We start from the raw sequence: 25,691 nt of genomic DNA on the forward strand, positions 1-25,691 counted from the left end.
GTCTTAAAATAAAAAATTATTCGAATTTTGACGATACTTACCCATATTTCTAATAAAAACATAAAAAAAAGTAGGCATTTAATTCGATAAAACGGAAAAGTACAAAAAAATTGCAACATCAAAAAAAAATTATCCTAAATTATTGCAAAAGAATGAAACGCAAACCAAAACAAAATTCCCTTTCAATAAATATATATTTGATAATCAGCGTAAACTCAATAAAAAAATAATCAATTAAGCTATTTGGATTTAAAATAATTAATTGTACTTTTGCAACCCCTTTATTGGGGATGGAATGTTTAATTAAAATATATTATTGTGAACGCATTAAGCTACAAGACAATTTCAGCAACAAAAGCCAATTCTACAAAAGAATGGATTGTTGTAGACGCTGATGGTCATAACTTAGGACGTCTTGCTTCAAAAGTCGCTATGATTTTAAGAGGTAAGTACAAACCAAGTTACACACCACACGTAGACTGTGGAGATAACGTAATTGTTATCAACTCAGAAAAAATCAACCTTACAGGTAACAAACTAGACGAGAAAACTTACATCCGTCACACTGGTTACCCTGGAGGACAAAGAACTTTAACTGCTAAAGTATTGCAAGCAAAAAACCCTGCATTATTAGTAGAAAAAGCGGTAAAAGGTATGTTACCTAAAAATAAATTAGGAGCAGAACTTTTTAGAAATTTAAATGTTGTTGTAGGATCTGAGCACAAACAAGGAGCTCAAAAACCTAGAACTGTTAACCTAAACGATCTTAAGTAATGGGAGTTATTCACAAAATCGGTAGAAGAAAAACCGCTGTTGCACGTGTTTATGTTTCTGAAGGAACAGGAGTTATCGTTGTAAACAAAAAACCATTCGCAACTTATTTCCCAACTGCAACTTTACAATACAAAGTTTTGCAACCTTTGTCTATGACAGAAAATGCATCAAACTTTGACGTAAAAGTAAACGTTTATGGAGGTGGTTCAACTGGTCAAGCAGAAGCTGTAAGAATGGCATTAGCACGTGTTATGTGTGAAGTAAATGCTGAAAACAGAGGTATCTTGAAACCAGAAGGTTTATTAACTAGAGATCCAAGAATGGTTGAACGTAAGAAATTCGGTCAGAAGAAAGCTCGTAAGAGATTCCAATTCTCTAAACGTTAATATTGCCTGTCTTGTTCAAATAGGACAAGACATTCTAGAATGTATTAAAAAATTTAAAACAATGTTGTTGTTGTCTCATCGAGGTGGGGAATTAGTTTAGCATCTAAATGTATATAGCCGATTTATCGCCATTTATACATTGCTAATCAACAGAACGTAAACTAGTACAAAAAATGTCAAACAAAGTAGAAGTAAAAGAATTACTAGAAGCAGGTGTTCATTTTGGACACATGACTAGAAAATGGGATCCAAATATGGCTCCTTACATTTATATGGAGCGTAATGGTATACACATTATCAACCTATATAAAACTGCAGCAAAAATCGAAGAAGCTAATGACGCTTTGAAAAAAATCGCTGCATCAGGTAGAAAAATATTATTTGTTGCTACCAAAAAACAAGCAAAAGACATCGTTGCTGATAAAGCAAAAGCTGCAAACATGCCTTACATCACTGAAAGATGGCCTGGTGGAATGCTAACTAACTTCGTAACTATCCGTAAAGCTGTTAAAAAAATGGCTACTATTGATAAAATGAAGAAAGATGGTACATTCATGACACTTTCTAAAAAAGAGCGTTTACAAGTTGATCGTCTTCGTGCTAAACTAGAGAAAAACTTAGGTTCAATCGCAGATATGTCTAGACTTCCTGCAGCATTGTTCGTAGTAGATATCAAAGCTGAACACATCGCAATAAAAGAAGCTCAAAAATTAAACATTCCAGTTTTTGCAATGGTTGATACTAACTCTGATCCACGTGAAGTAGATTATGTTATCCCTGCAAATGATGATGCTTCTAAATCAATTGATAAAATTTTATCTTTAGTAACTGCTTCAATTATTGATGGTCTTGCAAACAGAACATCTGATAAAGAAACTGATACTACTGAAGTTGTTGCTGACACTGAAGCTCCTGTAGCTGAAGTAGCAGCAGTTGAAGCTCCTGCAGCTCCAGCAACTGAAGAATAAATCAAAACAATTACGAATTATGAATTTAGAATTATGTAAGTTTTGCGTAATTCATAATTTGTAATTCGTAATTTCTTTTAAAAGAATTTTCAATCTTTAAAATAAAAAAATTATGGCAACAATTACTGCTGCAGACGTAAATAAATTAAGACAAACTACAGGTGCCGGAATGATGGACTGTAAAAAAGCTTTAGTTGAAGCTGATGGAGATTTCGATAAAGCTATACAAAACCTTAGAGAAAAAGGACAAAAAGTTGCTGCTAACCGTTCTGACCGTGATTCTTCTGAAGGAGCTGCTGTTTCTTTTATTAATGCTGACAAAACTAAAGGAGCTATCATCACTTTAAACTGCGAAACAGATTTCGTAGGTAAAAATGAGGCTTTCGTAACTTTGGCTAAAGAATTAGTAGAAAAAGCTATCAACTTCTCTTCTAAAGAAGAATTTTTAGCTTCAGATTTCAACGGAATTACTGTTGCTGAAAAATTAATCGAACAAACTGGTGTTATCGGTGAGAAAATCGAAATCGGTGGTTTTGAAATTTTAGAAGGTGCTTTCGTTGGATCTTATGTTCACGTTAACAAAATTGCTGCATTAACTGCAATTTCTGCACCAATTGCTAATGGTGACGTTTTAACTAAAGACATCTCTATGCAAGTTGCTTCTATGGGAGCTGACACCTTATCTTACAAAGATTTTGACCCAGCTTTCGTTGCTTCTGAACTTGCTGCTCGTATTGCTATAATCGAAAAAGAAAATGAAGAAGCAAAACGTTTAGGAAAAACTTTAAAAAATGTTCCTAAATATATTTCTTTCTCTCAATTAACTGAAGAAGTATTAAAACAAGCTGAAGAAGATGCTAAAGCTGAATTAAAAGCTGAAGGTAAACCAGAACAAATTTGGGATAAAATTATTCCAGGAAAAGTTTTACGTTTCATCTCTGACAATACTACTTTAGACCAAGAGAAAGCATTATTAGATCAAAACTTTATCAAAGATGATAGCAAAAAAGTTAGCGATCACGTTAAAGGATTCAACGTTGAAATTACAGGTTTCAAAAGAGTTTCTTTAGGATAATCATCTATTGATTATAACTAAACGAGATCTATTTTAGATTTCGCATACTATATAAATCCCATCTCGTTTTATTATGAGATGGGATTTTTTTTAACCAAAATTCCATTCCAATTAGCAGATAAATACAAAGAAGAAAACAATATTCCCTCTAACCCATATAGGGGCCGAAATCCTCTATTTTCCTTTAAAACAAAAGAAATACTTGACTACACTCATTTTTACAGGTGTCCGATGAATTTTATTTACAAGAACACAGTACTCATTCTTCCAAAAACACACAATTATATTGCTCCTAAACAAACAAATCGAAATACAATATAAACATTATCCTCACAAGTAAAACCTTTATTCTAGAAAAAAATGACCAACAAAAAAGCAGTAAACTTTCGCTTACTGCTTTTTTATTTATTTTAAAATTCTATAGAATTAGAAACTCTTGTGTAAATTAAAAAGAAAATTAAACTTAATCATTAACTTCTACAGTAACCATTGCAGCATTCTTCAATTCTTCTTTTTCAACCATTTTAGAGAGTCTAAAAACAAGTAATGTACCTACCACGCCTAGACCTGTCATAAACAACCAATTGGACTCATAGCCTGAATTCTGAATGATCTCCATACCTGTTTTAGCACTTAAAATATGTGCAAAACTATAACTCATCGTAAAAGCTGCCATATACTTACCTTCCTGCATATGTGATCTATCCATTGCAAACGAATTAGCAAAAGGAAAAGTCAACATTACTCCGCAAGTCATAAAGAACATCATTGGAATCAAAACGGCTTCAAAAGGAAGCAACAACAACAAGAAACTAGTTGCCATTAATAACAGACCTAATGAAATAACTTTATGATTATTGATTTTATTTCTACTTACATAATTCACTATAGGAAGTTCAAAAAGCAAGATAAGCAATCCATTTAAACTCAAAAGCAAACCGCTATCAAATTCAGTCATATTAAATCGCTCTTTGTGATACAAAGGTAATGTAGTAAAAATCTGAAAGAAAAGAATACCGGTAATCAAACAAATAACCAAATGCAACATAAATGGCCTATCTTTCATTACTGAAACTTTTACTTTAGGTTTATTTTCTTTATGCACTTTAACTGGAATTTTTTTCTCTTTAACAAAAAGCACAAAAACAATTATTGCCAATATACAAGTAGCTCCATCAACATAAAATATATACTCATATCCTAATTGCATAATTATCAATCCTCCTAATACAGGACCGAATAGGAATCCTAAATTTATAGCAGCTCGTGTCAATGAATAAGCTCGAGCTCTATCCTCTTTTGCAGTAAATGTTTTTAGACATACTAACATTGCAGGTCTAAACATGTCGGCAACACTAGTCAAAACTAGAATACCCACACATAGTTCTTCAAAACTAGTAGCATATTGCAACAAGATAAATACTATACCACTAGCAAATAAACTAAACACCATGACTTTATAAAAGCCAATTTTGTCAGATAGTTTACCACTCAACCAAGTTCCAATTATAGAACCAATTCCAAAGAAAACCATTACCCAACCAATTTGGCTATAAGTAAATTGTAAATTTTCTTTCATGTACTTCGACAGAAAGGGAATAACCATAGTCCCAGCTCTGTTAATAAATGTAATTAAAGTAAGGATCCAAATCTCTTTTGGAAAATCTTTAAAATTGTCAAGGTATTTTTTTATCATAATTAATTTTTTTTTTGGGGCAAAAAATTTGTTCTTCAAGGCAAAAATAGATTTTTTTTTGAATCAACCAACAATCAAATAGTTAAAAAACAAAACAATTTCCAAACATTTACCAAACATTTTAAAAACATTTAGAAAAATTTTACAAAAACATTTTTTTTTAAAAAAAAACACAAAACAAGTGAATTATTCAATTTTTAATATAGATTTGCAATTATAAGAAACCCCAAAACAATTAAAATATGAAAGAAAAAATCTACTATTTAATAGCTTGCCTTGTTCTTTCCATTTCTACACAAGCACAACTCTACGGAGGAATAGAAATAGGAAGTAAAGGAATCAAGATGACCGTTCTACAGGTGGAAAGCATAAAAAGGAACACCTATGATGTAAAAGAATTTTGGACTGAAAATGTTGGAATTGCAGCTGGAATTGGAATTGAAGGAGCTTTATTAACTGAAGATATCGAAAAAGCTGGTACCGTTGTTTACAACAATTACAAAAAAATGCTTAATGAATACAAAATAGAAGACAAAAACATCTTCATTGTGGCTTCATCTGGGGTAGGTTTAGCGAATAATACAAATGATTTAGTTGTAAAAATCAAAGAACTTACCAATAAAAAAATAGAAATTATCTCATCATCACTTGAGGCAAAATTACTTTTAAGAGGCTGTATCCCTCCTAAAAATTATTTAAATTCTGTGATTATTGACATCGGTGGTGGAAATACCAAAGGTGGTTATGCAAAAGACATCAACGATGCTTCAGTATTTTTTCCAATATCATGCGATTTAGGAACAGTAACTTTAACAGAAATTATCAATAAAAAGTGTAAGCAAAAAACAGTTTTTGAATTCAATGAAAATCTTTTTGACTACTTACCTACAATTAGAGAGAGTTTCAAAAAAATGTATACAAGTAGAGCTGAATCACAAGACAAAAGTAATGTTTACATCTCTGGTGGAGCTGCTTGGGCGTTTTATACTTTATTAACAGGAACTAAAGCTGAAGAAAATTTCACACAAATACAATATGATGACATTTTAGCAATTAGAACTATTGCCGAAAATAACTATCAAAGATTTGTTACAAATGCAGAAAGCAATGCTGACATGAAAAAAGTACTAAATACATACCAACAAAAATACTTGATTGCGGCATTTAATCTTTTGGAAACTTCACTTGAAGTTATACCTAACATCCAAAACAAAAAGATTTATTTTGCGAAACAAGGTCAAATTGCTTGGTTAGTAAGTTATGTATTTGATAATGCTAAAGGAGTTAAACAAATATATTAAAACAGGATTATTCTAGTATTTTTTTACAAAATTTTAGAAAAAACAAATACAAGGCTGTCCTAATAAGGCAGCCTTATTTTATTTAAATTAAGTCTAAAACACATTTTTTAATAAAGCCTTTATTAGATTCAAAAAATAGATTATTTTTGAACAATTGTTCCAGAATCTACAAAAAATTAATCATGAAGAATTTCAAAATAACATTCTCTTTTCTTTTACTTGTTACACTTATTAGCTGCGGTAAAAACGAAAAAATTGAAGAAAGTCCAACTATAAAAAATACGGAACAAAAAAAGGAACAACAGCATACTGTTGCTACTGAAGATAACATCTCCCTACAAAAAGAAGACACTCTACAAACTCCTACCGATAGCATTGATGCAATAAAAGAATCAGTTTTAGGAAATCAAAACTACAAAAAGAAAGAAGAGCCTCTAGTTGTTGACCACACAACCGAAACAAACACAACCGAAACAAATACTATTCCAACTAAAATAACTCCAAAAAAAACGGGGAAACGTTCTTTTGTATACATCAAAAAAATACTAAACGAATGTGAAACCGGAGTAACAATGACGCAGGAAGATTTAGAAAGCAAATTTAAAATACCGAAAGAGGCTATGAAATTAGTCAAAAGCATTACCAAAGTAGCTCCAAACGAACTTGAGATTAAATGGAAGTCCACCTGGCTCGTAGAAAAAGTATCCGATGCTAAATTCAAAGACGGAAGGCTTAAAGTAAGATTTGAAGACAATAAAATGTACACATCAGGTGGTGCAATATCTATAAAATATGAAAAGAAGATGTACTCTGATTTAATTTTAATAGGACGTTCTGCTTATATTCCTACAGTAAAAGGGTATTATTGGCAAATTGGAAAAGACAACAAATAGCTAAAAATACTTAAGAAGATGTTGTTGGCTTTTGTACAACTATTTTATAAAAAATACCACAACAAAAAATTAGAGATTTAGTTAATATTAAAGTAAAAACTATTTAACTTATAAATTACTAATCTTTTAAAATTAACAAAAAAACAGAATTTACAGCCCAACAACCAGAAACAAAACACCTAGAGACCTAAATATCAATTCATTATGTATTAACAAAAAAAAAGGAAGAAAATAAATCTAAAATTCATTTGTAAAGTTTTTATAATTAAAAAAAAATGTTAATTTTGACAGGAAATTTTAACAAAAAACTTAAAACCAATGAAAAAATTAACCGTATTATTTTTGTCTTTAGTAGCATTAGTATCAGTTGTATCTTGTAATAAAGACGATGACAACAATTCTTCAACAGATGCATCAATTGAAGGAAAATGGCAATTAACTCAACAAGGCGATTCAGACAAAACCCTTGCACCGGCAGTAAACGAAGGCGGTTGTGCAACAGAAAGTCTTGAAATTAAAACAGGTGGAACATTTACCGTAACATGGTTTGAGTATTTTGAACAAAAATGTACTCAAGATAATGGAGCAGGAACTTGGGAAAAGAAGGACAACGTTCTTACTATAAAAGAAGATGGTGAAACTACTGTGCTTCAAATTCTAGAAATAAGCAATACTAGCTTAAAATTAAAAGGAAGTGATGAAGATGGAGAATACGTTAATGTTTACACTAGAAAATAATTTTCTTACATAAAAACAACAAAACCTCAAACTAATAGTTTGAGGTTTTTTTATACCTTTAAAACAAAAACATGGAACTCAAAAGATGCGGATGGTGTTTATCCAGCGATTTATACAAAGAATACCACGACAAAGAATGGGGTGTTCCTGTTTATGATGACCAAACATTATTTGAATTCTTGTTACTCGAAACCTTTCAAGCGGGTTTGAGCTGGATTACAATCCTCAACAAAAGAGAAAATTTTCGCAATGCTTTTGACAATTTCGACTATAAAAAAATAGCCAATTATTCCGAAGATAAAATCCAGAAAATACTTTTAGACGCTGGTATTATCAGAAACAAACTCAAAGTTTATTCTGCTGTTTCCAATGCACAAGCTTTTATAAAAATCCAAGAAGAATTTGGTAGTTTTTCCAAATACATCTGGGATTTTGTAGATGGGAAACCAATTGACAACAATCGTAAATCATTAAAAGAAGTTGTTGCCACTACTCCACTTTCAGATACTATCAGCAAAGATTTAAAAAAACGTGGATTCAAATTCGTAGGATCTACAGTAGTTTACGCCCATATGCAAGCCACTGGAATGGTCAATGATCATGTAGAAGATTGCTGGAAAAAACAGTAACTTTTTATAAATCAATCACAAAAAATATCATAAAGTTTTATTTTTTTTCAAAATAAACGAATCTCATATAAAATAATATTCTACATTTGCTCCACACTTTAGGGGTGTCTACAAAATTGTAGGCTGAGATTTTACCCTCGAACCTGATCTAGTTCATACTAGCGTAGGAAAAAGTAAGATGACTTCTTGTCGCACATTTGTGCGTAATTGCAGCCATTCCTAAAGTATAATTACATACTAAATTCTAAAGGAATGGAGCTAAAAATCAACAATCAAACAAAACAATTTGCCACCGACAGCTTAACTGTTCAGACACTTCTTGACTTGGAAATTCCCGATAAACAAAACGGAATCGCCTTAGCTATCAACAATACCGTAATTCCAAAATCTGATTGGAATTCTCATTTCATCAAAGAAACCGACGACATTTTAATTATTTCAGCCACACAAGGAGGATAATTAGGCTGCTCGAGCGGGCTATCCATTTCAAGTCCGCAGTCAAAACCTCAAAAACATAGTCATAGAAAGAGCTTCCTATGGTCGCTTTTCTATTCCATGTTTTTTCACGGTTTTGCCTTTACGGGCTTTCCATTACTATCCCTAGCAGAAAAAGACAAACACTCATCAAAATACAAACTACAGAACTATGAACAACGAAGAAAAAATTTCAAGAACCCCGTTTCCAAACTCTAAGAAAGTATATATCGAAGGTGAAATCCATCCGATAAAAGTAGCAATGCGTGAAATTTCACTCGCAGATACTAAAATGTCAAATGGAAGAATTGAAAAAAACCCATCAATAACTGTTTACGACACTTCAGGTCCATTCACAGATCCAAATATAGAAATCGACATCCGAAAAGGATTGCCTCGTATCCGTGAACAATGGATTTTAGACCGTAATGATGTAGAAGAATTAACCGAAATCTCTTCCGAATACGGAAAAACCCGTTTGAATGACGGTAAACTCGATCACCTACGTTTTGAATATTTACACAAACCAATGCGCGCCAAAAAAGGAGCTAACGTTTCTCAATTGTATTATGCAAAGCAAGGAATTATTACGCCCGAAATGGAATACATTGCGATTCGTGAAAACCAACGTATCGAACAATTAAACGAGCAAACCAATGCAATGCAATGCCAACATAACGGACATAGTTTTGGAGCCAACACACCAAAATCTAAAATCACTCCCGAATTTGTTCGTAGCGAAGTAGCTAGAGGCCGTGCTATTATTCCAAATAACATCAACCATCCTGAAAGCGAACCGATGATTGTTGGTCGTAACTTTTTGGTAAAAATCAACGCTAATATCGGAAATAGCGCCGTGACTTCAAGTATCGAAGAAGAAGTAGAAAAAGCCGTTTGGGCTTGTCGTTGGGGAGCTGACACTATTATGGATTTATCAACAGGTAAAAACATTCACGAAACAAGAGAATGGATTATCCGTAACTCTCCTGTACCAATTGGAACAGTGCCTATATATCAAGCTTTAGAAAAAGTAAATGGTATTGCAGAAGACTTAACTTGGGAAGTTTTCCGTGACACCTTAATCGAACAAGCAGAACAAGGAGTTTCTTATTTTACTATTCACGCTGGAGTATTATTGCGTTACATCCATTTGACAGCTAATCGTGTAACAGGAATTGTATCCCGTGGTGGTTCAATTATGGCAAAATGGTGTTTGTTTCATCACAAAGAAAACTTCTTATACACCCATTTCGAAGATATTTGCGAGATTATGAAGCAGTACGATGTTGCTTTTTCATTAGGAGATGGATTACGTCCGGGTTCTATTGCCGATGCCAATGATGCTGCACAATTTGCCGAATTAGAAACTTTAGGTGAATTAACAAAGATTGCTTGGAGGCACGATGTACAAGTATTCATCGAAGGACCAGGTCACGTGCCAATGCATATGATTAAAGAAAATATGGATAAACAATTGGAACATTGTGATGAAGCTCCATTTTACACTTTAGGACCATTAACTACAGATATTGCTCCAGGTTACGATCACATTACTTCTGCTATTGGCGCAGCAATGATTGGCTGGTACGGTTGCGCAATGTTGTGTTATGTAACACCAAAAGAACACCTTGGATTACCGAATAAAAAAGATGTAAAAGATGGTGTTATCACTTATAAGATTGCCGCACACGCAGCTGATTTAGCCAAAGGTCATCCAGGATCACAATACCGCGACAATGCTTTGAGTAAAGCACGTTTCGAATTCCGTTGGGAAGACCAATTCAACTTGTCGTTAGATCCAGATACTGCAAGAGAATTTCACGATGAAACCTTACCAGCTGATGGTGCTAAAGTTGCACATTTCTGCTCGATGTGTGGGCCTAAATTCTGTTCAATGAAAATCTCTCAGGAAATTCGTGACGTTGCCGAAGCCGAAAGAGGAATGCAGGAGAAATCAGAAGAGTTTATTGAACAAGGAAAAGAGATTTACATATAAATCCAAAGAACATGATAGTAATTACAAGCCCTACTTTAGTTACAAACGAAATTGAAATTATTCATGCTCTTTTTGAAGAGGGCTTGCAATTACTACATATCCGAAAACCTGATTATTCGGAGGAAGAAATGAAAATTTTCTTATCCGAAATAAAGAAAGATTTTAGACAACAATTGGTTTTACATAGTCATCATCAACAAGCTTCTGCATTTGGAATTAATCGTATACATTTTACGGAAAAAGAGAGATACGAAGCAACGGAAGAAAGTTTAAAAAATTGGAAGAAAAATGGATTTAAACTCTCTACTTCTATCCATCAAATGATTGATTTTGAAGAACTATCTAATGAATTTGATTATGCTTTTTTTGGCCCAGTTTTCGAAAGTATTTCAAAACTAAATTACATTTCAAATCTTGACTTTAAAACAGAATTAAAACATAAAAAAAATAGTGTTAAGCTAGTTGCAATTGGAGGAATTACATCTAAAAACATCAAAACTGCATTAGGATATGGCTTTGATAATGTAGCACTTTTAGGCACCATTTGGAACAGTAATCATGCAATAGAAAATTTTAAATTATGTCAGCAAATCGTCCTTACGTATTAACCATTGCAGGCTTTGATCCTTCGGCTGGAGCTGGGGTTTTAGCAGATATTAAAACATTTGAACAGCATGGAGTGTATGGTTTTGCAATCAACACTGCTAATACAATTCAAACCGAAAATGAGTTTTTAGAAATACAATGGACTGACTTATCTTTTGTTTTGGAATCGATAAAAAAATTGTTTGATAATTATACTATCAAAGTGGTAAAAATAGGAATTATACCATCGCTAGAGTATTTGAAAGAAATTGTTTTTATGATAAAAAAACTTTCATCAAAAACAAAAATTGTCTGGGATACGGTTTTAAAATCTTCAACTAATTTCAATTTTACAACTATTGAGAATCGCCTGCAATTGACTGAAATCCTAAACCAGATTGATTTAATTACTCCAAATTATAATGAAATTAAAATCATTTTTCCAAACTTCTCCCCTCTCTCTTGCTTCATCGATTTTTTATCTCCCCTGCAAAAAGAGGTTAGTTGTTCAGTTTTACTAAAAGGTGGTCACAATCCTAATGAAATGGGCGTTGATTATTTATATACTGAAAATGCAGTACATCAACTTTTACCTAAAAAAGTAGAATGCTTTGAAAAACATGGATCTGGTTGCGTATTATCATCAGCGATTACTGCCAACATAGCATTGGAACTAAACTTAAAAACAGCTTGTGAAAAAGCAAAAATATATACCGAAAACTATTTATTATCTAACTCAACTAAACTAGGATTCCATTATGTATAACAAACTACAATATATCTCTCAAGGAGAAAGCGTCGAAGAACAATTGTACAATATTCATCATGCGCTAGATAGCGGTTGCGATTGGATTCAAATGCGATTCAAACATCAAAAACCAAAAAAAACCTTTGCTTTGGCGGAAGCCGTAAAATTTCTATGCGAAGAATATCTCGCTAATTTCATTGTTAATGACGATGTGCATTTAGCCAACGAATTTGCTGCAGATGGAGTTCATTTAGGACTTTCGGATATGGAAATTGTAGAAGCCAGAACTATTCTAGGCAAAACTAAAATCATTGGTGGCACTGCAAATACCTTCGAAGATATTCAAAATCACATTAAAAACGGTTGCGATTATGTTGGTTTGGGGCCTTTTCGATTCACAACAACCAAAAAAAAATTGAGCCCAATTTTAGGAATAGATGGCTATCAATCAATTATCGAAGAATTGAAAAACCAAAATCTTGAGATTCCGATTTATGCGATTGGCGGTGTTACTCTAAACGATATTGAAGATCTAATGCAAACTGGAATTCACGGAATTGCGGTTTCAGGATTGATTACAGAAAGCCCATCCAAAACGGAACTAATTACACAACTTAACGAAAAATTATATGGCAATGTCATTGTTTAATATAGGAGATAAAACACTTCAATCCAGACTGTTTTTGGGAACTGGGAAATTCGGTTCTAACCAGCAGATGGAAGAAGCCATTTTGGCTTCAGGGAGCGAATTAGTTACAGTTGCTTTGAAACGTATTGATTTAGAAACCGAAACCGATGCTATTTTAGCACATCTCAAACATCCACAAATTAATTTGCTTCCGAACACTTCCGGCGCTCGAAATGCTAAAGAAGCCATTTTCGCAGCTCAACTAGCGAGAGAAGCATTAGAAACCAATTGGCTAAAACTGGAAATTCATCCCGATCCAAAATATCTATTACCAGATCCTATCGAAACGTTGAAAGCTACAGAAGAGTTAGCCAAACTAGGCTTTATTGTTTTGCCTTATATTCACGCTGATCCTGTTTTATGCAAACGATTAGAAGATGCTGGAACATCGGCTGTAATGCCTTTGGGTTCGCCTATTGGAACTAACAAAGGATTAAAAACCATTGATTTTTTAGAAATTATTATTGAACAAAGCAAAGTTCCTGTAATAATAGACGCTGGAATTGGCGCTCCATCTGATGCTGCCAAAGCAATGGAATTGGGTGCTGATGCTGTTTTGGTAAACACTGCTATTGCTGTAGCAGGAAATCCAAAATTGATGGCAGAAGCTTTCAAAGAAGCTGTAATTGCGGGTCGAAAAGCTTATGAAGCTAAACTAGGGCAACAATTTGAGCATGCTGTCGCTTCAAGTCCTTTGACAGCTTTTTTATATGACTAAACTTAAATAGCACGCAGATTTTCACAGATTTTAGCAGATAAAATTTCAAATATCCTTAAAGATAATTATTGAAAAGAAATTTACATTTTTATATTGAAAGAAATTAATTACTTTTAATTAACACTAAAATTTCAAAATGACAGAAAACGACATATCCTTCAAAATAAGAGGAGCAATTTTCAAAGTGCACAATACTCTCGGGCCAGGTTTATTTGAATCTGTTTATGAAAGTGCTTTATTTTATGAATTAACAAAACTTGACTTAAAAGTAGAAAGACAACTCACAATTAATATTCCTTATAACGAAATCATTTTAGATGTTGCTTTTAAAATTGATTTATTAGTAGAAGATAAAGTAATTATTGAATTGAAATCTGTAGAAGATTTAGCTCCCATTCATTATAAACAAATTACAAATTATTTAAAGCTTACTAATAAAAAACTAGGAATACTTGTCAACTTCAATACTTTAACCATTTTAAATGATATTAAGCGAATTGCAAATAAAATATAGAAATCTGCACAAATCTGCAAAATCTGCGTGAAAAACAAAACTATGAATACATTCAAATCCGTTTTTGAACAATACGATTGGAATACTATACAATCCAAAATATATGCCAGCAGTGCACAACAAGTGGAGCAGGCATTAGCAAAAAGCAAGCGTAGCCTTGACGATTTTCTGGCTTTGATATCACCAGCTGCGCAACCCTATTTGGAACAAATGGCTCAAATAAGTCATGAATTGACCAAAAAACGTTTTGGAAAAACCATCCAAATGTATGCGCCTTTATATCTAAGTAATGAATGTCAAAACATTTGTACCTACTGCGGTTTTAGTTTAGACAACAAAATCAAACGAAAAACGCTGACTGATAGTGAAATTAAATTAGAAGTCGAAGCCTTAAAAAAAACAGGATTTGATCATGTTTTATTAGTTACTGGCGAAGCAAATTATACAGTAAATATTAATTACTTTTTGAATGCTATTGAGCAGATCAAAAATGATTTTTCGATAATTTCAGTCGAAGTACAGCCTCTTTCACAGGAAGAATATGAAAGCTTACATGATGCTGGCGTATATTCCGTTTTGGTATATCAGGAAACCTATCATCAAGAGGTTTATAAAAAGTATCATACCAAAGGCAAAAAATCAAATTTTGATTTTAGACTGGAAACGCCTGACAGAATTGGTAAAGCAGGTATTCATAAAATAGGTTTGGGAGTTTTATTGGGTCTGGAAGATTGGCGTACTGATAGTTTTTTTAATGCCTTGCATTTAGATTATTTGCAAAAGACCTATTGGCAAACCAAATATTCTGTGTCTTTTCCGAGGTTGCGTCCTGCGGAAGGAATTATTGAGCCTAATTTTATAATGGACGACAAGGATTTAGCACAGCTTATATGTGCTTATCGATTATGGAATGAAGATTTGGAAATCTCCATTTCGACTCGGGAGAATGAAAAATTTAGAAATAACATTATTCCGCTTGGTACCACAAGTATGAGTGCAGGATCGAAAACCAATCCTGGCGGCTATGTAGTTGATCTACAATCACTGGAACAATTTGAAATAAGTGACGAACGTTCATCTGCTGAAATTGCTGAAATGATTACCCAAAAAGGATATGAACCCGTTTGGAAAGATTGGGACAGGACATTTAGTCAAAGGTCGAAGGTCGAAAGTCTTAAAGAAAACACAGTTTTCAATTAAGCAATTTTCTGACTTTAAGACATTTGACTTTACAACTTTAAGAATACAACAATGAGCGTAATACAAGATTTTTTACGATACAACCGCCAAATGATATTACCCGAAATTGGTGATTCGGGACAAGATAAACTAAAGAAATCCAAAGTTCTAGTCATTGGCGCTGGTGGTTTGGGCTGCCCAATTTTACAATATATTGCTACGGCTGGAGTAGGAACAATTGGGATAATTGATTTTGATAAAATCGAAATTCATAATCTGCACCGTCAGATTTTATATACTGAAGACCAAGTTGGATTATCAAAAGCCAATACAGCCAAAGCAACTGTTGAAAAACTAAATCCTCTAATTACTGTTTTAGCTTTTGAAGAAAAATTAACTATTGATAATGCTTCGAAAATTATAGCTGATTTTGATATTGTAGTAGATGGCTCAGATAATTTTACAACTCGCTATTTAGTAAATGACACTTGTGTGGCTTTAGACAAAATTTTGGTTTATGGTAGCATATTAGGTTTTGAAGGTCAGTTGGCTGTTTTTAATCATCAGGGAAGTAAAAATTTACGTGATTTATTTCCAGAACCACCTAATCCTGATGATGTCCCTAATTGTAGTTTTAATGGCGTTTTAGGTACTTTACCAGGTATGATTGGCACAATGATGGCACATGAAACTTTGAAGTTAATTATTGGGCTACCGAGTTTGAGGAATGAATTAATCCTATTTAAAACAACTGAATGGGGGTTTCTTAAGTTAGCTTTTTAATATTTCCATAAAAGTTGCTCTTTCAATTTCGACACAGCCCAAACTTTCGAGATGTTCATTGTATACTTGACAATCTAACAATTGATAATTCTCTATTTTTAATTGATTAACTAAACTAATAAAGGCAACTTTTGAAGCATTTGAAACCAGTGAAAACATACTTTCTCCACAAAAAACATGTCCCAAATCTATACCATACAATCCGCCAACTAATTGGCCATTTTGCCAAACTTCAACAGATTTTGCAATTCCTAATTCATTGAGTTTGCAATAGGCTTCGATCATTTCATTGGTAATCCAAGTTCCAGTCTGTCCGTCGCGTTTTACTTGTTGGCAATTGGAGATAACATCCCTGAAATTTTGATTGAAAGTCACTTTGAAGATATTCCGATTAAGAATATTTCGCATGCTTTTGGAAACAATCAAACCGTCAAGAAACAATACCATTCTGGGATTTGGAGACCACCAAATAATGGGTTCTCCTTCGTTGAACCAAGGAAAAATTCCGCTATTGTACGCGAGCTGCAAGCGCTCTGGAGATAAATCACCGCCAATTGCCAAAATCCCATCGCGATTGGCGTGGGTAACTGGAGGAAAAAATAAATCTGATGATAAGTAATACATTTTCAATGGAAATTTCAAAAAACAAAAAAGTCAGAAATTCAAGTAAACTCAAACTTCTGACTTCTAACTTTTAATTTCTTTATGTCTTAGAATGGCAAATCGTCTGCTTCTTCTTCGTTTAAGTTAGTTGCTGGTGCAAAAGTTGCTGCAGCTGGCATTGGAGGTGCTTGTTGAGTTGGTGCATCAGCAGCTACTCTTTCGATTCTCCAACCTTGAATACTATTAAAATATCTTGTTTCACCTTGTGGGTTAATCCATTCTCTTCCTCTTAAATTGATAGAAACTTTTACCGCTTCACCAATATTATAATTGCTTAACAAATCACATTTATCTTGAGTGAATTCAATTAAAATATGTTGTGGATATTGCTCATCAGTAGTAACAACTAATTCTCTTTTTTTGAATGCCGCACTTACTTGTTGCTCTGGATTAACAACTTTAATTTTTCCTAATACTTCCATCTTCTTTTTGTTTTATTATTGTTACTTTGATTTTATTTTTTTAGCCAAAAGCACTTTCCACGCCGAAACTACATCATTATCTAAAAGATACTTTTTAGCCTCTAGATGCTGTTTTTCAAGGTCATCGGAGCTCAAAACTGCCTTTACAGCAAAATTTTGCTTTACAAATATACTAACTTCTTCAGTAGTAGGCAAGGCTTCTATGTTACCTAACATCCCTAAATCGTTTCCATCGAAAACAGAACTGTTTTTGACAAAATCTGGAATAACATCTACTCCAACTCCTAATGTTGTAAGTGGTTTTGGTACTTCAAACAATCCTTGATTTGATCTGGAATACCAATTGGCTCCCAATCTGGAAACCAAATCAATTTTATGTTGATCGATAGTTCCATTTTCGTTTAGAACCGCATCATCTATATGTATATGAACCACTTCACAAAGAATTAGATTTCCTGCTCCTCCTTCGGAGCCAAGTGGAATTATCTGAGTCACTTTACATTCAAACTGTACTGGTGATTCTTTTACTCTAAAGGGTTTTACAACAACAGATGGTACTGGCGTTAATCCTGATTTTAAAAACTCATCAACTCCTTCTGCATATTCTGTACTAGCCAAAGAAGTTTGTTGCACCATGTCATAATTCACTACATTAATTACGACTTCTCCTGTTGCTTCGGCATTAATTAAGGTATGCTTAATGGTATTATCCCTCACACGCCTTGCAGGCGAAAAAATAAGTATTGGTGGATTCGCACTGAACACATTGAAAAAACTAAAAGGTGACAAATTTGGAATTCCATTTACTCCAATTGTACTAGCAAAAGCAATAGGTCGTGGACCAACTGAACTTTGTAAATACCCTTGTAGTTTTACAATATCAATACTTTTTGGGTCAATACTAATCATAATTTTTTATTTGGACAAAAATAATAAAATAGCGCTAAGATTATTGTTTATTCTGGAATTATATTATCAAAACCAATGCCCTAGCCCTGATGGTAGTGACATCCTTTTTATGTCTTTTTTTTCTAAAGAGACATAAAAAGATATAACGGACAGCAGGATATAACTTCAAAAAAATCATTTTATCAACACAATCCAAGATGCATTATTTCGTTATATTTATACCACAAATTTACTGTTATGAATTTTTCTGAAAACAGCAATCCAATTCGCTGGATTATTATTTTTATTTCTTTTTTGATAATCACTATTATCCTTTGGAACACCTATACCTTTTTTCAAATTTTTAAAAATGAGGAACGGGTAAAAATGAAACTTTGGGCCATTGCTGAAAAAACATTAATTAATGCCAAAGCCGATACTGAAGTTGATTTACCTCTCCAAATTTTCAACAATAATACTACTATTCCATTAATACTAACAGAGAATGACAGCATAATAAACTCAGTAAATATTGATGAAGAAATTATAAAAGACAAAGTAAAAGCCCATAAATATCTGGATCAATTAAAAAGTGAAAATGAACCTATCACTATTATTTATGCCGCAGGAAAATCACAAGAATTATATTATGGAGATTCTTCTTTGATAGGTAAACTCAAATATTATCCAATCGCTTTATGTTTAATTATTGTACTCTGCGGTATTCTTATCTACAATTTTTATCTGAATCATAAAATTGCTACTCAAAACAAATTATGGGCAGGAATGGCAAAAGAAACAGCTCATCAAATTGGGACTCCTCTTTCCTCATTGATAGGCTGGTTGGAGATTCTAAAACTGGATAATATTGACGAATCCATTACTACGGAAATCGAAAAAGACATTGAACGATTGCAAACTATAACGGATCGATTTTCTAAAATTGGTTCCGAACCCAAATTAGAACTAAAAGACGTTGTCGAAGAAACGAAACAATCCTACAATTATTTAATTTCTCGTTTTTCTAATCAAATAGAATTTTCTTTTAAAGGTCCAACAAAGCCAATAAATATCTTGCTAAATCCTATTTTACATAGTTGGACGATAGAAAACCTAGTCAAAAACGCCATCGATGCTATGAAAGGTAGAGGAAAATTATCTATGGTAATTGAAGAAGATAACCGTCATATAAAAATAAACGTAACCGATACTGGCAACGGTATTCCTAAGAAAGAGTATCAACGAATTTTTGAAACTGGTTTTACCACAAAAAAAAGAGGTTGGGGATTAGGACTTTCTTTAACTCGGAGAATTGTTGAGGAATACCACAAAGGCTCAGTCAAAGTACTTCACTCTGAAATTGGAAAAGGAACTACGATGCAAATTGTATTTTTAAAAAGCTGATTCATTACATTTTACCTTATTCTTTTTTAGTACTTTTACTACTTAACCTTAAAACAACAACTTATGGGAATATTGTATTTTCTTTTGATTGGTGCCATTTCCGGATGGTTAGCTGGACAACTTTGGAAAGGGAGCGGCTTTGGTTTATTTGGTAATATTATCATAGGGATAATTGGTGGTTTTTTTGGAGGTTGGCTAACTGGCAAATTCGGTATAGGTGGCGGAACTTTACTTTGGCAAATTATTATTTCGGCTGTTGGCGCTTGGATTTTGTTGTTTATTATTAGCCTACTAAAAAAATAAAACTTTTGAAATAAAACAAAAAGGGATTTCAAACAATTTGAAATCCCTTTTTGTTTTATAAAAATCCATTATTGACTCTTAACGCAATGGAATGCCAAACCATGTTATCTTTGTAAACATCCCTTTTCGAGCTGTTTTACTTTTACTCAAATAATCATTAACAAACTTCTCTTGTTCATCTATTTGTTTTAGAACATCGATTATTGACTTTTTTAATGACTTTACATTTTCTACATTATTATCATTAAACTTCCCAATCTTATAAATACGATTTTGACAATCTAGTATTTTTTGTTTAGGACTTATAATCATTTCTTTAATTGCTTCATCTGATAAAAGTGGTTTGAATTTATTATTTCTATACATTATAAAATCATTAAACTGTGCTATCGCTTGATTATAATCATCACTTATAGACTGCATTTTTGCCATTGCACTATTATTTTGTAAAGCATCCACCTCACTCTTTTTGAACTGAATCATCTCTTGAATCAAAGTGTTTTTTACACCATTATTCTGAATTCGAATCAAAGCTGTCCTCGCTTGTTCTAGTTCAGACATTTGATCATATTCTTCTATTTGAGTTACAAAATCAAATTTTGGTTTGTTATTATTCATTTGAGTTTTACCTTCTATGAATTCTTGATTGGTTACTGTGTAATTCAAAAACTCCCATAAATAATCGAAGGGCATGTGTGTTACAATAAATTGGCTTGGAGCAACCTTAAAATTGAGATTATTTAATTTTTTGAAGAACTTTTTATTCTGAACATAGCCAGCTCCCCAAGTTGGATCAAATAACCACCAAATAGTATCAATCCTTGTGGCACACCAAGCATGCGATAACACATTCACAGTACCATTTTGTTTAGTATATCCGTAAACTATATAGGACTTAATCCCTATTTTTTTTGCAATATCATTAAAAACTTCGGCATAATGAATACAGACCCCCTTCTTGGATAATACTGTGTTTTTTATTTTATCCAAAGAGACTTCCTGATAATTAATAGATGAAATATTTTCAATATCGTATCTGATATTAGATGCAGTCCAATAAAAAACAGCTCGAACTTTATCCTGTTCCGTTTTAAAATTTTCATTTATATATTGAGCAATTCCATCAGTCGAAGCGCTTAAATCTACTGGAATTTTATCCATTTTAGCATCTATAAAAGCATAAGGATTCTTGGTTTGACCAAAGCTGATACTGGTAAATATTAAAAATAAAAAAAAACTTTTCATATCATTTCATTTTTAGGCATAAAAAAACACAAATCCTTTAAATTACACCTTAAAAGATTTGTGTTTTTTATGCATATATATTTTTACAAATTGGCTTGAATACTAATCGCTAAAGCTTCAAACTCTTCTTTTGTCAAAGTTACTTTATGTCTGAAAGTCATTTCGCCCATTTCATTTAAAGGAATCAAGTGAACGTGTGCGTGAGGCACTTCAAGACCTATCACTGCCATACCAATTCTTTTACAAGGAACTGTTTTCTCCAAGGCAATTGCTACTTTCTTAGAAAATGACATTAAACCAAGATACAAAGCATCATCAATTTCAAAAAACTTATCTATTTCTTGCTTAGGTATACATAGTGTGTGTCCTTTAGCATTGGGATTTACATCTAAAAATGCTAAAAAATTTTCATCCTCAGCTACTTTATAACAAGGTATTTCCCCATTTACGATTTTTGTAAATATAGAGCTCATAATTAAATCTTTTAATTTAAAATTACTCTCTTGAAATTTCTAAAATTTCAAATTTTAAAATACCATTAGGCACTGTGATTTCAGCAACTTCACCTACTTTTTTACCTAATAATCCCTTTCCAATAGGAGAAGTAACTGATATTTTTCCAGTTTTTAAATCGGCTTCACTTTCGGCAACTAACGTGTATTTCATCTCCATTCCATTCGTTTGGTTTTTAATCTTAACAATAGACAAAACTAACACTTTAGATAAATCTAAATTAGACTCATCTATCAACCTCGCATTTGCATGTATATCTTCCAATTTTGCGATTCTCATTTCAAGCATTCCTTGGGCTTCTTTGGCAGCATCATATTCTGCATTTTCAGACAAGTCCCCTTTATCTCTTGCATCTGCTATATCTTGTGATGCTTTTGGACGCATCACACTCTTTAAATGATCTAATTCTTCTCTTAATTTTTTTAACCCTTCCGCTGTGTAATACGATATTGCGCTCATAATTTCATCATTTATATAAAATAGAAAAAATCCCATCAGGACGGGATTTCTTTCTACAAAGATAGTGTATTTTTATTTTTAGATTACAATAATATGTTAATCATAATAATTTCAAAGTTAAATAAATTAAATTTGTTTCACTAATACTTTACTTTTAATTTTAAATAATGAAAAAATACATTTTATTACTAATTATCGCTCCATTTTTCTTGGGATGTAGTAACAATGAAAACTCTAGTAAAAATCCATATGTACCCAACTACAGTTTTTCTGTAGATCTCAACATGAATTTACCACTTTATTCAAACCTTAAAAGCGCAGGTAATGCTATCTATTATGCAGATGCTGGCGTTAAAGGATTAATCGTTTTCTATACTGGAACCACATACAATGCTTTTGATGCTGCTTGTCCAAATCAAGATTTAAGCGATTGTTCAACTATGACAATTAAAGGAATCAATGCCATTTGCGCATGCGACAAGATCGAATATAATCTATTTACTGGTCAAGGAAGCGGCACCTACCCGATGAAACAATACCGAGTACAGGTGACAGGAGATGTAATTCGTATCTATAATTAAAAGCCTGGCAGAGCATTACTCACAACATCATTTTAAACCAAAAAAAATCCTGAAAGCTAACACTCTCAGGATTTTTTTATGAACCTAATTTTAAAGCATTAAAATTTCAGTGTCATTCCTGTCAAGAAATTAATTCCTGCCTGAGGGTAATAAAAATTTTCTGTTATAGCATCATCAGTTGAGCCTACTGGCCTATAATAATAACTGTAAGTATATCCGTTTGAAACATATTTCTCATCAAATACATTATTTACCAGTAAATTAAAATCTATTTCTTTAATCCATTTTGGTTTTAATTTATAAGACACCGAAATATTATTTACAAAATAGGCTTTCATACTTCGACTGTCTGTAGAAGTATTATCCAAAAATTGCTTACCTACATATTTTGATATGAATCCAAAATCTAAATTATTAATTGGTGAAAAAGTCAAACTAGCACCAACAATTGTTTCTGGCGAAAAAGCAATATTTGTATTTTTATATTGAGTTACAACAGCTGAATACGAAACATCGTCATAAGTGATTGGATCATACTGTGTATCATAAACTAAATAATCAAAAGCCTTGATTTTATTTTGGCTAAAAGTAGCATTTGCGTCAATTCGCAATTGTTTCGATATTTTATAACCTGCCTGCAACTCTAATCCTGCACGATAACTTTTTGATACATTTTGACGAACCCCATTTCCAACGTCATCTAATTCACCTGTAAGAACCAATTGATCATTATAATCCATGTAATAGAAATTTACAGATCCAACAATTTTTTCAGACCTAATTTTGTATCCTAGTTCATAGTCAATAAGTTGTTCTGGTTTTGGCTCTGTTGGATTTTTGGTCAGATCATCTCCATTAGGCTCGCGATTCCCTACAGCTACTGATGCGTAAACTGTATTTTTGGAATTCAAAAGATAAGTTAGACCTGCTTTTGGATTAAAAAAAGAATATTTTTTGTCTACATTTATTGGAGCTACACTTGATGACAATCCAGAAGATTTAAAACTCACATCTCTAAACTGAATGTCTGCAAAACCAATAAAGCTATCACTAAATTGATATTCTCCTTTTGCATAAATACTAGTATCTTCTTTTAATATACTGCTTTCGTAATATTTAGTAGAATAAGGCAAAGGTGTTTCAAACTGACTCCAAATAATTTCACCAAAATGCGATCCATCATATTTATTATACCCACCTCCAAGATTAAAACTAAACTTATCTTTGTTGTAATTTAACGAATATACCAAAGCATAAAAATCACTTGCTGCCCATTTTCTACGAATTACATCGCTTGTATCATCTCCATTTGGACTTGATGGAAAATATTTTTTGAATTTATCATCAGCTTTGAATTCTTCATAATACCCTTTTCCAGGAGTGAAATTACCTGAAATTGTAGCTGATAAGTTATCATTAAATTTATGCGAAAAATGCAATTGATAATGATATTGTTCATAATTATCAGTTTGATTATCATAAGTATAATAATTATAGGTTCTACCAGAATTTAAAAGATTGTAAGCTTCTGCTTCCGAGCTGTAATTTCGAGCTATAAAAGCATTAATTCCATCAACATCTCCATTTACAACCGCTTCTGGAGTTCCATACCAAGATTGATATGTTTTTTCTTTTCCTCCAAAAACAATTGCTTTTATAGAAGTGTTTTCGCCTATAAAACCTGCTTCGGTATAAAACGATTTTAAATCAGATGAAGCCCTGTCAATATAACCATCGCTCGCAATTTTAGATAATTTCCCTGTAGCATAGAAACCATTTTTTATACCCGAACTGACACTCAAAGTATGTTTTCTAGTACCAAATGATCCGAAAGAATTAGAAATCGTTGCAAATCCTTCTGTAGATGGCTTTAGTGTTTTTAAATTCAAACTTGCGCCAAAAGCTCCAGATCCATTAGTCGAAGTCCCCACACCACGTTGTAATTGAACATCTTCTAATGAAGATGCAAAATCTGGTAAATCTACAAAGTAAGTCCCTTGACTCTCGGCATCATTATATGGAATTCCATTGATAGTAACATTGACACGTGCAGCATCGCTTCCACGCACCCTTATACTTGTATAACCGACGCCTGCACCAGCATCAGAAGTTGTAACTACAGATGGTAATTGATCTAATAAAATCGGTAAATCTTGACCAAGATTATTCTTTTCTAATTCTTTTTTTGTAATGTTTGTAAAAGGAAAAGGAGATTTATCTTTTACTCTGGTAGCATTTAATAATACTTCCTCTAGCTGATTGATTTTTAAAGTGTCTTGTTGTTTTTCTTGTGAAAAAGAGAGAAAAGAAGAAAGAATAAAGAGAAAAGAAAATAATGTCTTTGAAAATCTAAAATTTAATATGTTCAAAGATTTTCGTAATCCGTAATTCGTAATTGGTAATAGTTTAAAATGGTTCATCCGTAAATGATTTACGAATAAAAGGGGGAATTATTCTTTAGTTAAATTAAAAATGATTGGTTTCGATTTTCAGAATGGACATACTCTTTCTGAAATCTTTTCCCTTAACAGCATTACCTGTTCAGGTTCTATGGGTATAATCTCAGCTCGTTATTTAGAGCACCCCTTTGAGACACTGCAAAAGTACTATTAAAAAACACAAAAATCAATAACAATTTCAAAAATCAAACTCCAGTAAGAATATTAGTCTAAGTTCGGTTTTCGACGTGATTGTTTAATCTCTGAAATATTTTTTTTGTCTTTAATTCGTTTTCGAATGACTGCTTTGGGAATTTTAGTAGGCTTACGTTCTTTTGGAACATATAGTCCTTTCTTTAAAATATCCAAAAATCGTTTAGTAACTATCTCTTTATTTTTAAGCTGACTTCTATCTTCATCACAATTCAAAATCAAAACTAAATCTGAAGTTAATCTATTTTGTAAATTAGTTTCCAAAAGCAATTTTTCTTCTTCAGAAAATGCTTGAGAATTACGCAAATCAAAATTCAGCACTACCTTAGACGAAACTTTATTAACGTTTTGTCCTCCAGCACCACTGCTTCTTACCGCTTTATATTTTACTTCTGAAAAAATCGTCTGAATATCCAT

The 25,691-nt window shown here is 32.5% G+C and carries 29 protein-coding genes and 2 riboswitches; of the genes, 20 read left to right on the forward strand and 9 right to left on the reverse strand.

Annotated elements, in window-relative coordinates; all coding sequences use genetic code 11:
• The first annotated feature begins 318 nt into the window (after positions 1 to 318).
• From rplM to tsf, 4 genes are all read left to right on the forward strand, one after another.
• Entirely contained in the window at positions 319 to 774 is a 456-nt protein-coding gene (rplM, locus tag CLU82_RS06460) for a 50S ribosomal protein L13 (RefSeq protein ID WP_100432187.1), read from the forward strand.
• Positions 774 to 1,160, forward strand: coding sequence for a 30S ribosomal protein S9 (rpsI, locus tag CLU82_RS06465; RefSeq protein ID WP_100842314.1), 387 nt, complete (start codon positions 774 to 776; stop codon positions 1,158 to 1,160). Before rplM ends, rpsI begins: the two co-directional genes overlap by 1 nt.
• 173 nt (positions 1,161 to 1,333) lie before the next feature.
• The gene (gene rpsB / locus CLU82_RS06470; protein WP_100842315.1) at positions 1,334 to 2,128 is read left to right on the forward strand and encodes a 30S ribosomal protein S2; all 795 of its coding nucleotides are present in this window, start codon (positions 1,334 to 1,336) and stop codon (positions 2,126 to 2,128) included.
• Positions 2,129 to 2,240: 112 nt separating this feature from the next.
• Positions 2,241 to 3,203: a translation elongation factor Ts gene (tsf, locus tag CLU82_RS06475; protein ID WP_100842316.1), complete on the forward strand. Its 963-nt coding sequence runs from the start codon at positions 2,241 to 2,243 to the stop codon at positions 3,201 to 3,203.
• A gap of 463 nt (positions 3,204 to 3,666) precedes the next feature.
• On the opposite strand, the gene CLU82_RS06480 is transcribed toward tsf, so the two are convergent.
• On the reverse strand, positions 3,667 to 4,899 hold the full coding sequence (locus CLU82_RS06480; protein ID WP_100844957.1) for an MFS transporter: 1,233 nt from the start codon (positions 4,897 to 4,899) through the stop codon (positions 3,667 to 3,669).
• Positions 4,900 to 5,141: 242 nt separating this feature from the next.
• Here CLU82_RS06480 and CLU82_RS06485 point away from each other — a divergent pair, with 242 nt between their 5' ends.
• The 13 genes from CLU82_RS06485 (at position 5,142) to CLU82_RS06545 (ending at position 16,145) form a co-directional block, all read left to right on the forward strand.
• A complete protein-coding gene (locus tag CLU82_RS06485; RefSeq protein ID WP_100842317.1) occupies positions 5,142 to 6,200 on the forward strand; it encodes an exopolyphosphatase in 1,059 nt (352 codons plus the stop codon).
• Between the two features lie 182 nt (positions 6,201 to 6,382).
• Positions 6,383 to 7,093, forward strand: a complete 711-nt coding sequence (locus CLU82_RS06490) for a hypothetical protein (RefSeq protein ID WP_100842318.1) — start codon at positions 6,383 to 6,385, stop codon at positions 7,091 to 7,093.
• Positions 7,094 to 7,411: 318 nt separating this feature from the next.
• Positions 7,412 to 7,831: a lipocalin family protein gene (locus CLU82_RS06495; RefSeq protein WP_100842319.1), complete on the forward strand. Its 420-nt coding sequence runs from the start codon at positions 7,412 to 7,414 to the stop codon at positions 7,829 to 7,831.
• Between the two features lie 71 nt (positions 7,832 to 7,902).
• Positions 7,903 to 8,460 (forward strand): DNA-3-methyladenine glycosylase I, encoded by a 558-nt coding sequence (locus CLU82_RS06500; protein ID WP_100842320.1) that lies wholly within the window; start codon positions 7,903 to 7,905, stop codon positions 8,458 to 8,460.
• A gap of 90 nt (positions 8,461 to 8,550) precedes the next feature.
• A riboswitch (TPP riboswitch) is annotated at positions 8,551 to 8,647 on the forward strand.
• A gap of 65 nt (positions 8,648 to 8,712) precedes the next feature.
• Complete coding sequence (gene thiS, locus CLU82_RS06505) at positions 8,713 to 8,919, forward strand: sulfur carrier protein ThiS (RefSeq protein ID WP_100842321.1); 207 nt, start codon at positions 8,713 to 8,715, stop codon at positions 8,917 to 8,919.
• 187 nt (positions 8,920 to 9,106) lie between these two features.
• Entirely contained in the window at positions 9,107 to 10,930 is a 1,824-nt protein-coding gene (gene thiC, locus CLU82_RS06510) for a phosphomethylpyrimidine synthase ThiC (protein WP_100842322.1), read from the forward strand.
• A gap of 11 nt (positions 10,931 to 10,941) precedes the next feature.
• On the forward strand, positions 10,942 to 11,538 hold the full coding sequence (locus CLU82_RS06515; RefSeq protein ID WP_100842323.1) for a thiamine phosphate synthase: 597 nt from the start codon (positions 10,942 to 10,944) through the stop codon (positions 11,536 to 11,538).
• Positions 11,511 to 12,281: a hydroxymethylpyrimidine/phosphomethylpyrimidine kinase gene (locus CLU82_RS06520; RefSeq protein WP_100842324.1), complete on the forward strand. Its 771-nt coding sequence runs from the start codon at positions 11,511 to 11,513 to the stop codon at positions 12,279 to 12,281. Before CLU82_RS06515 ends, CLU82_RS06520 begins: the two co-directional genes overlap by 28 nt.
• A complete protein-coding gene (locus CLU82_RS06525; protein ID WP_100842325.1) occupies positions 12,274 to 12,912 on the forward strand; it encodes a thiamine phosphate synthase in 639 nt (212 codons plus the stop codon). The genes CLU82_RS06520 and CLU82_RS06525 overlap by 8 nt, the downstream gene beginning before the upstream one ends.
• The gene (locus CLU82_RS06530) at positions 12,893 to 13,669 is read left to right on the forward strand and encodes a thiazole synthase (protein WP_100842326.1); all 777 of its coding nucleotides are present in this window, start codon (positions 12,893 to 12,895) and stop codon (positions 13,667 to 13,669) included. Before CLU82_RS06525 ends, CLU82_RS06530 begins: the two co-directional genes overlap by 20 nt.
• A gap of 136 nt (positions 13,670 to 13,805) precedes the next feature.
• The gene (locus CLU82_RS06535) at positions 13,806 to 14,183 is read left to right on the forward strand and encodes a GxxExxY protein (RefSeq protein ID WP_100842327.1); all 378 of its coding nucleotides are present in this window, start codon (positions 13,806 to 13,808) and stop codon (positions 14,181 to 14,183) included.
• A gap of 42 nt (positions 14,184 to 14,225) precedes the next feature.
• A complete protein-coding gene (gene thiH / locus CLU82_RS06540; protein WP_100842328.1) occupies positions 14,226 to 15,383 on the forward strand; it encodes a 2-iminoacetate synthase ThiH in 1,158 nt (385 codons plus the stop codon).
• A 51-nt stretch (positions 15,384 to 15,434) separates the two neighbouring features.
• Positions 15,435 to 16,145, forward strand: a complete 711-nt coding sequence (locus CLU82_RS06545; protein WP_100842329.1) for a HesA/MoeB/ThiF family protein — start codon at positions 15,435 to 15,437, stop codon at positions 16,143 to 16,145.
• On the opposite strand, the gene aat is transcribed toward CLU82_RS06545, so the two are convergent.
• The 3 genes from aat to CLU82_RS06560 form a co-directional block, all read right to left on the reverse strand.
• Positions 16,134 to 16,769: a leucyl/phenylalanyl-tRNA--protein transferase gene (aat, locus tag CLU82_RS06550; RefSeq protein ID WP_100842330.1), complete on the reverse strand. Its 636-nt coding sequence runs from the start codon at positions 16,767 to 16,769 to the stop codon at positions 16,134 to 16,136. The two genes, CLU82_RS06545 and aat, sit on opposite strands and share 12 nt — an antisense overlap.
• Positions 16,770 to 16,855: 86 nt before the next feature.
• The gene (locus tag CLU82_RS06555) at positions 16,856 to 17,230 is read right to left on the reverse strand and encodes a DUF3127 domain-containing protein (protein ID WP_100842331.1); all 375 of its coding nucleotides are present in this window, start codon (positions 17,228 to 17,230) and stop codon (positions 16,856 to 16,858) included.
• Between the two features lie 21 nt (positions 17,231 to 17,251).
• A complete protein-coding gene (locus tag CLU82_RS06560; RefSeq protein WP_100842332.1) occupies positions 17,252 to 18,139 on the reverse strand; it encodes a flavin reductase family protein in 888 nt (295 codons plus the stop codon).
• A 237-nt stretch (positions 18,140 to 18,376) separates the two neighbouring features.
• On the opposite strand from CLU82_RS06560, the gene CLU82_RS06565 reads away from it, so the two are divergent.
• Together CLU82_RS06565 and CLU82_RS06570 are read left to right on the forward strand one after the other, a co-directional pair.
• Complete coding sequence (locus CLU82_RS06565) at positions 18,377 to 19,522, forward strand: PAS domain-containing sensor histidine kinase (RefSeq protein ID WP_100842333.1); 1,146 nt, start codon at positions 18,377 to 18,379, stop codon at positions 19,520 to 19,522.
• Positions 19,523 to 19,585: 63 nt separating this feature from the next.
• The gene (locus CLU82_RS06570; RefSeq protein ID WP_100842334.1) at positions 19,586 to 19,825 is read left to right on the forward strand and encodes a GlsB/YeaQ/YmgE family stress response membrane protein; all 240 of its coding nucleotides are present in this window, start codon (positions 19,586 to 19,588) and stop codon (positions 19,823 to 19,825) included.
• A 78-nt stretch (positions 19,826 to 19,903) separates the two neighbouring features.
• On the opposite strand, the gene CLU82_RS06575 is transcribed toward CLU82_RS06570, so the two are convergent.
• The 3 genes from CLU82_RS06575 to greA form a co-directional block, all read right to left on the reverse strand.
• Positions 19,904 to 21,070: a transglutaminase domain-containing protein gene (locus CLU82_RS06575; protein ID WP_100842335.1), complete on the reverse strand. Its 1,167-nt coding sequence runs from the start codon at positions 21,068 to 21,070 to the stop codon at positions 19,904 to 19,906.
• Between the two features lie 83 nt (positions 21,071 to 21,153).
• A complete protein-coding gene (locus CLU82_RS06580) occupies positions 21,154 to 21,543 on the reverse strand; it encodes an HIT family protein (RefSeq protein WP_100842336.1) in 390 nt (129 codons plus the stop codon).
• A gap of 22 nt (positions 21,544 to 21,565) precedes the next feature.
• Complete coding sequence (gene greA / locus CLU82_RS06585; RefSeq protein WP_100844958.1) at positions 21,566 to 22,042, reverse strand: transcription elongation factor GreA; 477 nt, start codon at positions 22,040 to 22,042, stop codon at positions 21,566 to 21,568.
• Between the two features lie 167 nt (positions 22,043 to 22,209).
• On the opposite strand from greA, the gene CLU82_RS06590 reads away from it, so the two are divergent.
• The gene (locus CLU82_RS06590) at positions 22,210 to 22,623 is read left to right on the forward strand and encodes a hypothetical protein (RefSeq protein ID WP_100842337.1); all 414 of its coding nucleotides are present in this window, start codon (positions 22,210 to 22,212) and stop codon (positions 22,621 to 22,623) included.
• Positions 22,624 to 22,721: 98 nt separating this feature from the next.
• Here the strand turns inward: CLU82_RS06590 and CLU82_RS06595 are convergent, their stop codons facing one another.
• Both CLU82_RS06595 and arfB read right to left on the reverse strand, forming a co-directional pair.
• Positions 22,722 to 25,043, reverse strand: coding sequence for a TonB-dependent receptor (locus CLU82_RS06595; protein ID WP_100842338.1), 2,322 nt, complete (start codon positions 25,041 to 25,043; stop codon positions 22,722 to 22,724).
• 82 nt (positions 25,044 to 25,125) lie between these two features.
• Positions 25,126 to 25,220, reverse strand: a riboswitch (TPP riboswitch).
• Positions 25,221 to 25,286: 66 nt separating this feature from the next.
• A complete protein-coding gene (arfB, locus tag CLU82_RS06600) occupies positions 25,287 to 25,691 on the reverse strand; it encodes an alternative ribosome rescue aminoacyl-tRNA hydrolase ArfB (protein ID WP_100842339.1) in 405 nt (134 codons plus the stop codon).

The sequence above is a fragment of the Flavobacterium sp. 5 genome, assembly GCF_002813295.1.
Lineage (GTDB): Bacteria > Bacteroidota > Bacteroidia > Flavobacteriales > Flavobacteriaceae > Flavobacterium.

Excerpts from the sequence above, each read along its gene's own strand:
- CLU82_RS06570 (WP_100842334.1), top strand. The coding sequence starts at position 19,586 with ATGGGAATATTGTATTTTCTTTTGATTGGTGCCATTTCCGGATGGTTA.
- CLU82_RS06545 (WP_100842329.1), top strand. The coding sequence starts at position 15,435 with ATGAGCGTAATACAAGATTTTTTACGATACAACCGCCAAATGATATTA.
- CLU82_RS06575 (WP_100842335.1), bottom strand. The coding sequence starts at position 21,070 with ATGAAAAGTTTTTTTTTATTTTTAATATTTACCAGTATCAGCTTTGGT.
- CLU82_RS06565 (WP_100842333.1), top strand. The coding sequence starts at position 18,377 with ATGAATTTTTCTGAAAACAGCAATCCAATTCGCTGGATTATTATTTTT.
- arfB (WP_100842339.1), bottom strand. The coding sequence starts at position 25,691 with ATGGATATTCAGACGATTTTTTCAGAAGTAAAATATAAAGCGGTAAGA.
- aat (WP_100842330.1), bottom strand. The coding sequence starts at position 16,769 with ATGTATTACTTATCATCAGATTTATTTTTTCCTCCAGTTACCCACGCC.
- CLU82_RS06520 (WP_100842324.1), top strand. The coding sequence starts at position 11,511 with ATGTCAGCAAATCGTCCTTACGTATTAACCATTGCAGGCTTTGATCCT.
- CLU82_RS06490 (WP_100842318.1), top strand. The coding sequence starts at position 6,383 with ATGAAGAATTTCAAAATAACATTCTCTTTTCTTTTACTTGTTACACTT.
- thiH (WP_100842328.1), top strand. The coding sequence starts at position 14,226 with ATGAATACATTCAAATCCGTTTTTGAACAATACGATTGGAATACTATA.
- rpsB (WP_100842315.1), top strand. The coding sequence starts at position 1,334 with ATGTCAAACAAAGTAGAAGTAAAAGAATTACTAGAAGCAGGTGTTCAT.
- tsf (WP_100842316.1), top strand. The coding sequence starts at position 2,241 with ATGGCAACAATTACTGCTGCAGACGTAAATAAATTAAGACAAACTACA.
- CLU82_RS06580 (WP_100842336.1), bottom strand. The coding sequence starts at position 21,543 with ATGAGCTCTATATTTACAAAAATCGTAAATGGGGAAATACCTTGTTAT.
- CLU82_RS06535 (WP_100842327.1), top strand. The coding sequence starts at position 13,806 with ATGACAGAAAACGACATATCCTTCAAAATAAGAGGAGCAATTTTCAAA.
- CLU82_RS06555 (WP_100842331.1), bottom strand. The coding sequence starts at position 17,230 with ATGGAAGTATTAGGAAAAATTAAAGTTGTTAATCCAGAGCAACAAGTA.
- greA (WP_100844958.1), bottom strand. The coding sequence starts at position 22,042 with ATGAGCGCAATATCGTATTACACAGCGGAAGGGTTAAAAAAATTAAGA.
- rpsI (WP_100842314.1), top strand. The coding sequence starts at position 774 with ATGGGAGTTATTCACAAAATCGGTAGAAGAAAAACCGCTGTTGCACGT.
- CLU82_RS06595 (WP_100842338.1), bottom strand. The coding sequence starts at position 25,043 with ATGAACCATTTTAAACTATTACCAATTACGAATTACGGATTACGAAAA.
- CLU82_RS06480 (WP_100844957.1), bottom strand. The coding sequence starts at position 4,899 with ATGATAAAAAAATACCTTGACAATTTTAAAGATTTTCCAAAAGAGATT.
- CLU82_RS06515 (WP_100842323.1), top strand. The coding sequence starts at position 10,942 with ATGATAGTAATTACAAGCCCTACTTTAGTTACAAACGAAATTGAAATT.
- CLU82_RS06495 (WP_100842319.1), top strand. The coding sequence starts at position 7,412 with ATGAAAAAATTAACCGTATTATTTTTGTCTTTAGTAGCATTAGTATCA.
- CLU82_RS06485 (WP_100842317.1), top strand. The coding sequence starts at position 5,142 with ATGAAAGAAAAAATCTACTATTTAATAGCTTGCCTTGTTCTTTCCATT.
- CLU82_RS06525 (WP_100842325.1), top strand. The coding sequence starts at position 12,274 with ATGTATAACAAACTACAATATATCTCTCAAGGAGAAAGCGTCGAAGAA.
- CLU82_RS06500 (WP_100842320.1), top strand. The coding sequence starts at position 7,903 with ATGGAACTCAAAAGATGCGGATGGTGTTTATCCAGCGATTTATACAAA.
- CLU82_RS06530 (WP_100842326.1), top strand. The coding sequence starts at position 12,893 with ATGGCAATGTCATTGTTTAATATAGGAGATAAAACACTTCAATCCAGA.
- CLU82_RS06560 (WP_100842332.1), bottom strand. The coding sequence starts at position 18,139 with ATGATTAGTATTGACCCAAAAAGTATTGATATTGTAAAACTACAAGGG.
- thiC (WP_100842322.1), top strand. The coding sequence starts at position 9,107 with ATGAACAACGAAGAAAAAATTTCAAGAACCCCGTTTCCAAACTCTAAG.
- thiS (WP_100842321.1), top strand. The coding sequence starts at position 8,713 with ATGGAGCTAAAAATCAACAATCAAACAAAACAATTTGCCACCGACAGC.
- CLU82_RS06590 (WP_100842337.1), top strand. The coding sequence starts at position 22,210 with ATGAAAAAATACATTTTATTACTAATTATCGCTCCATTTTTCTTGGGA.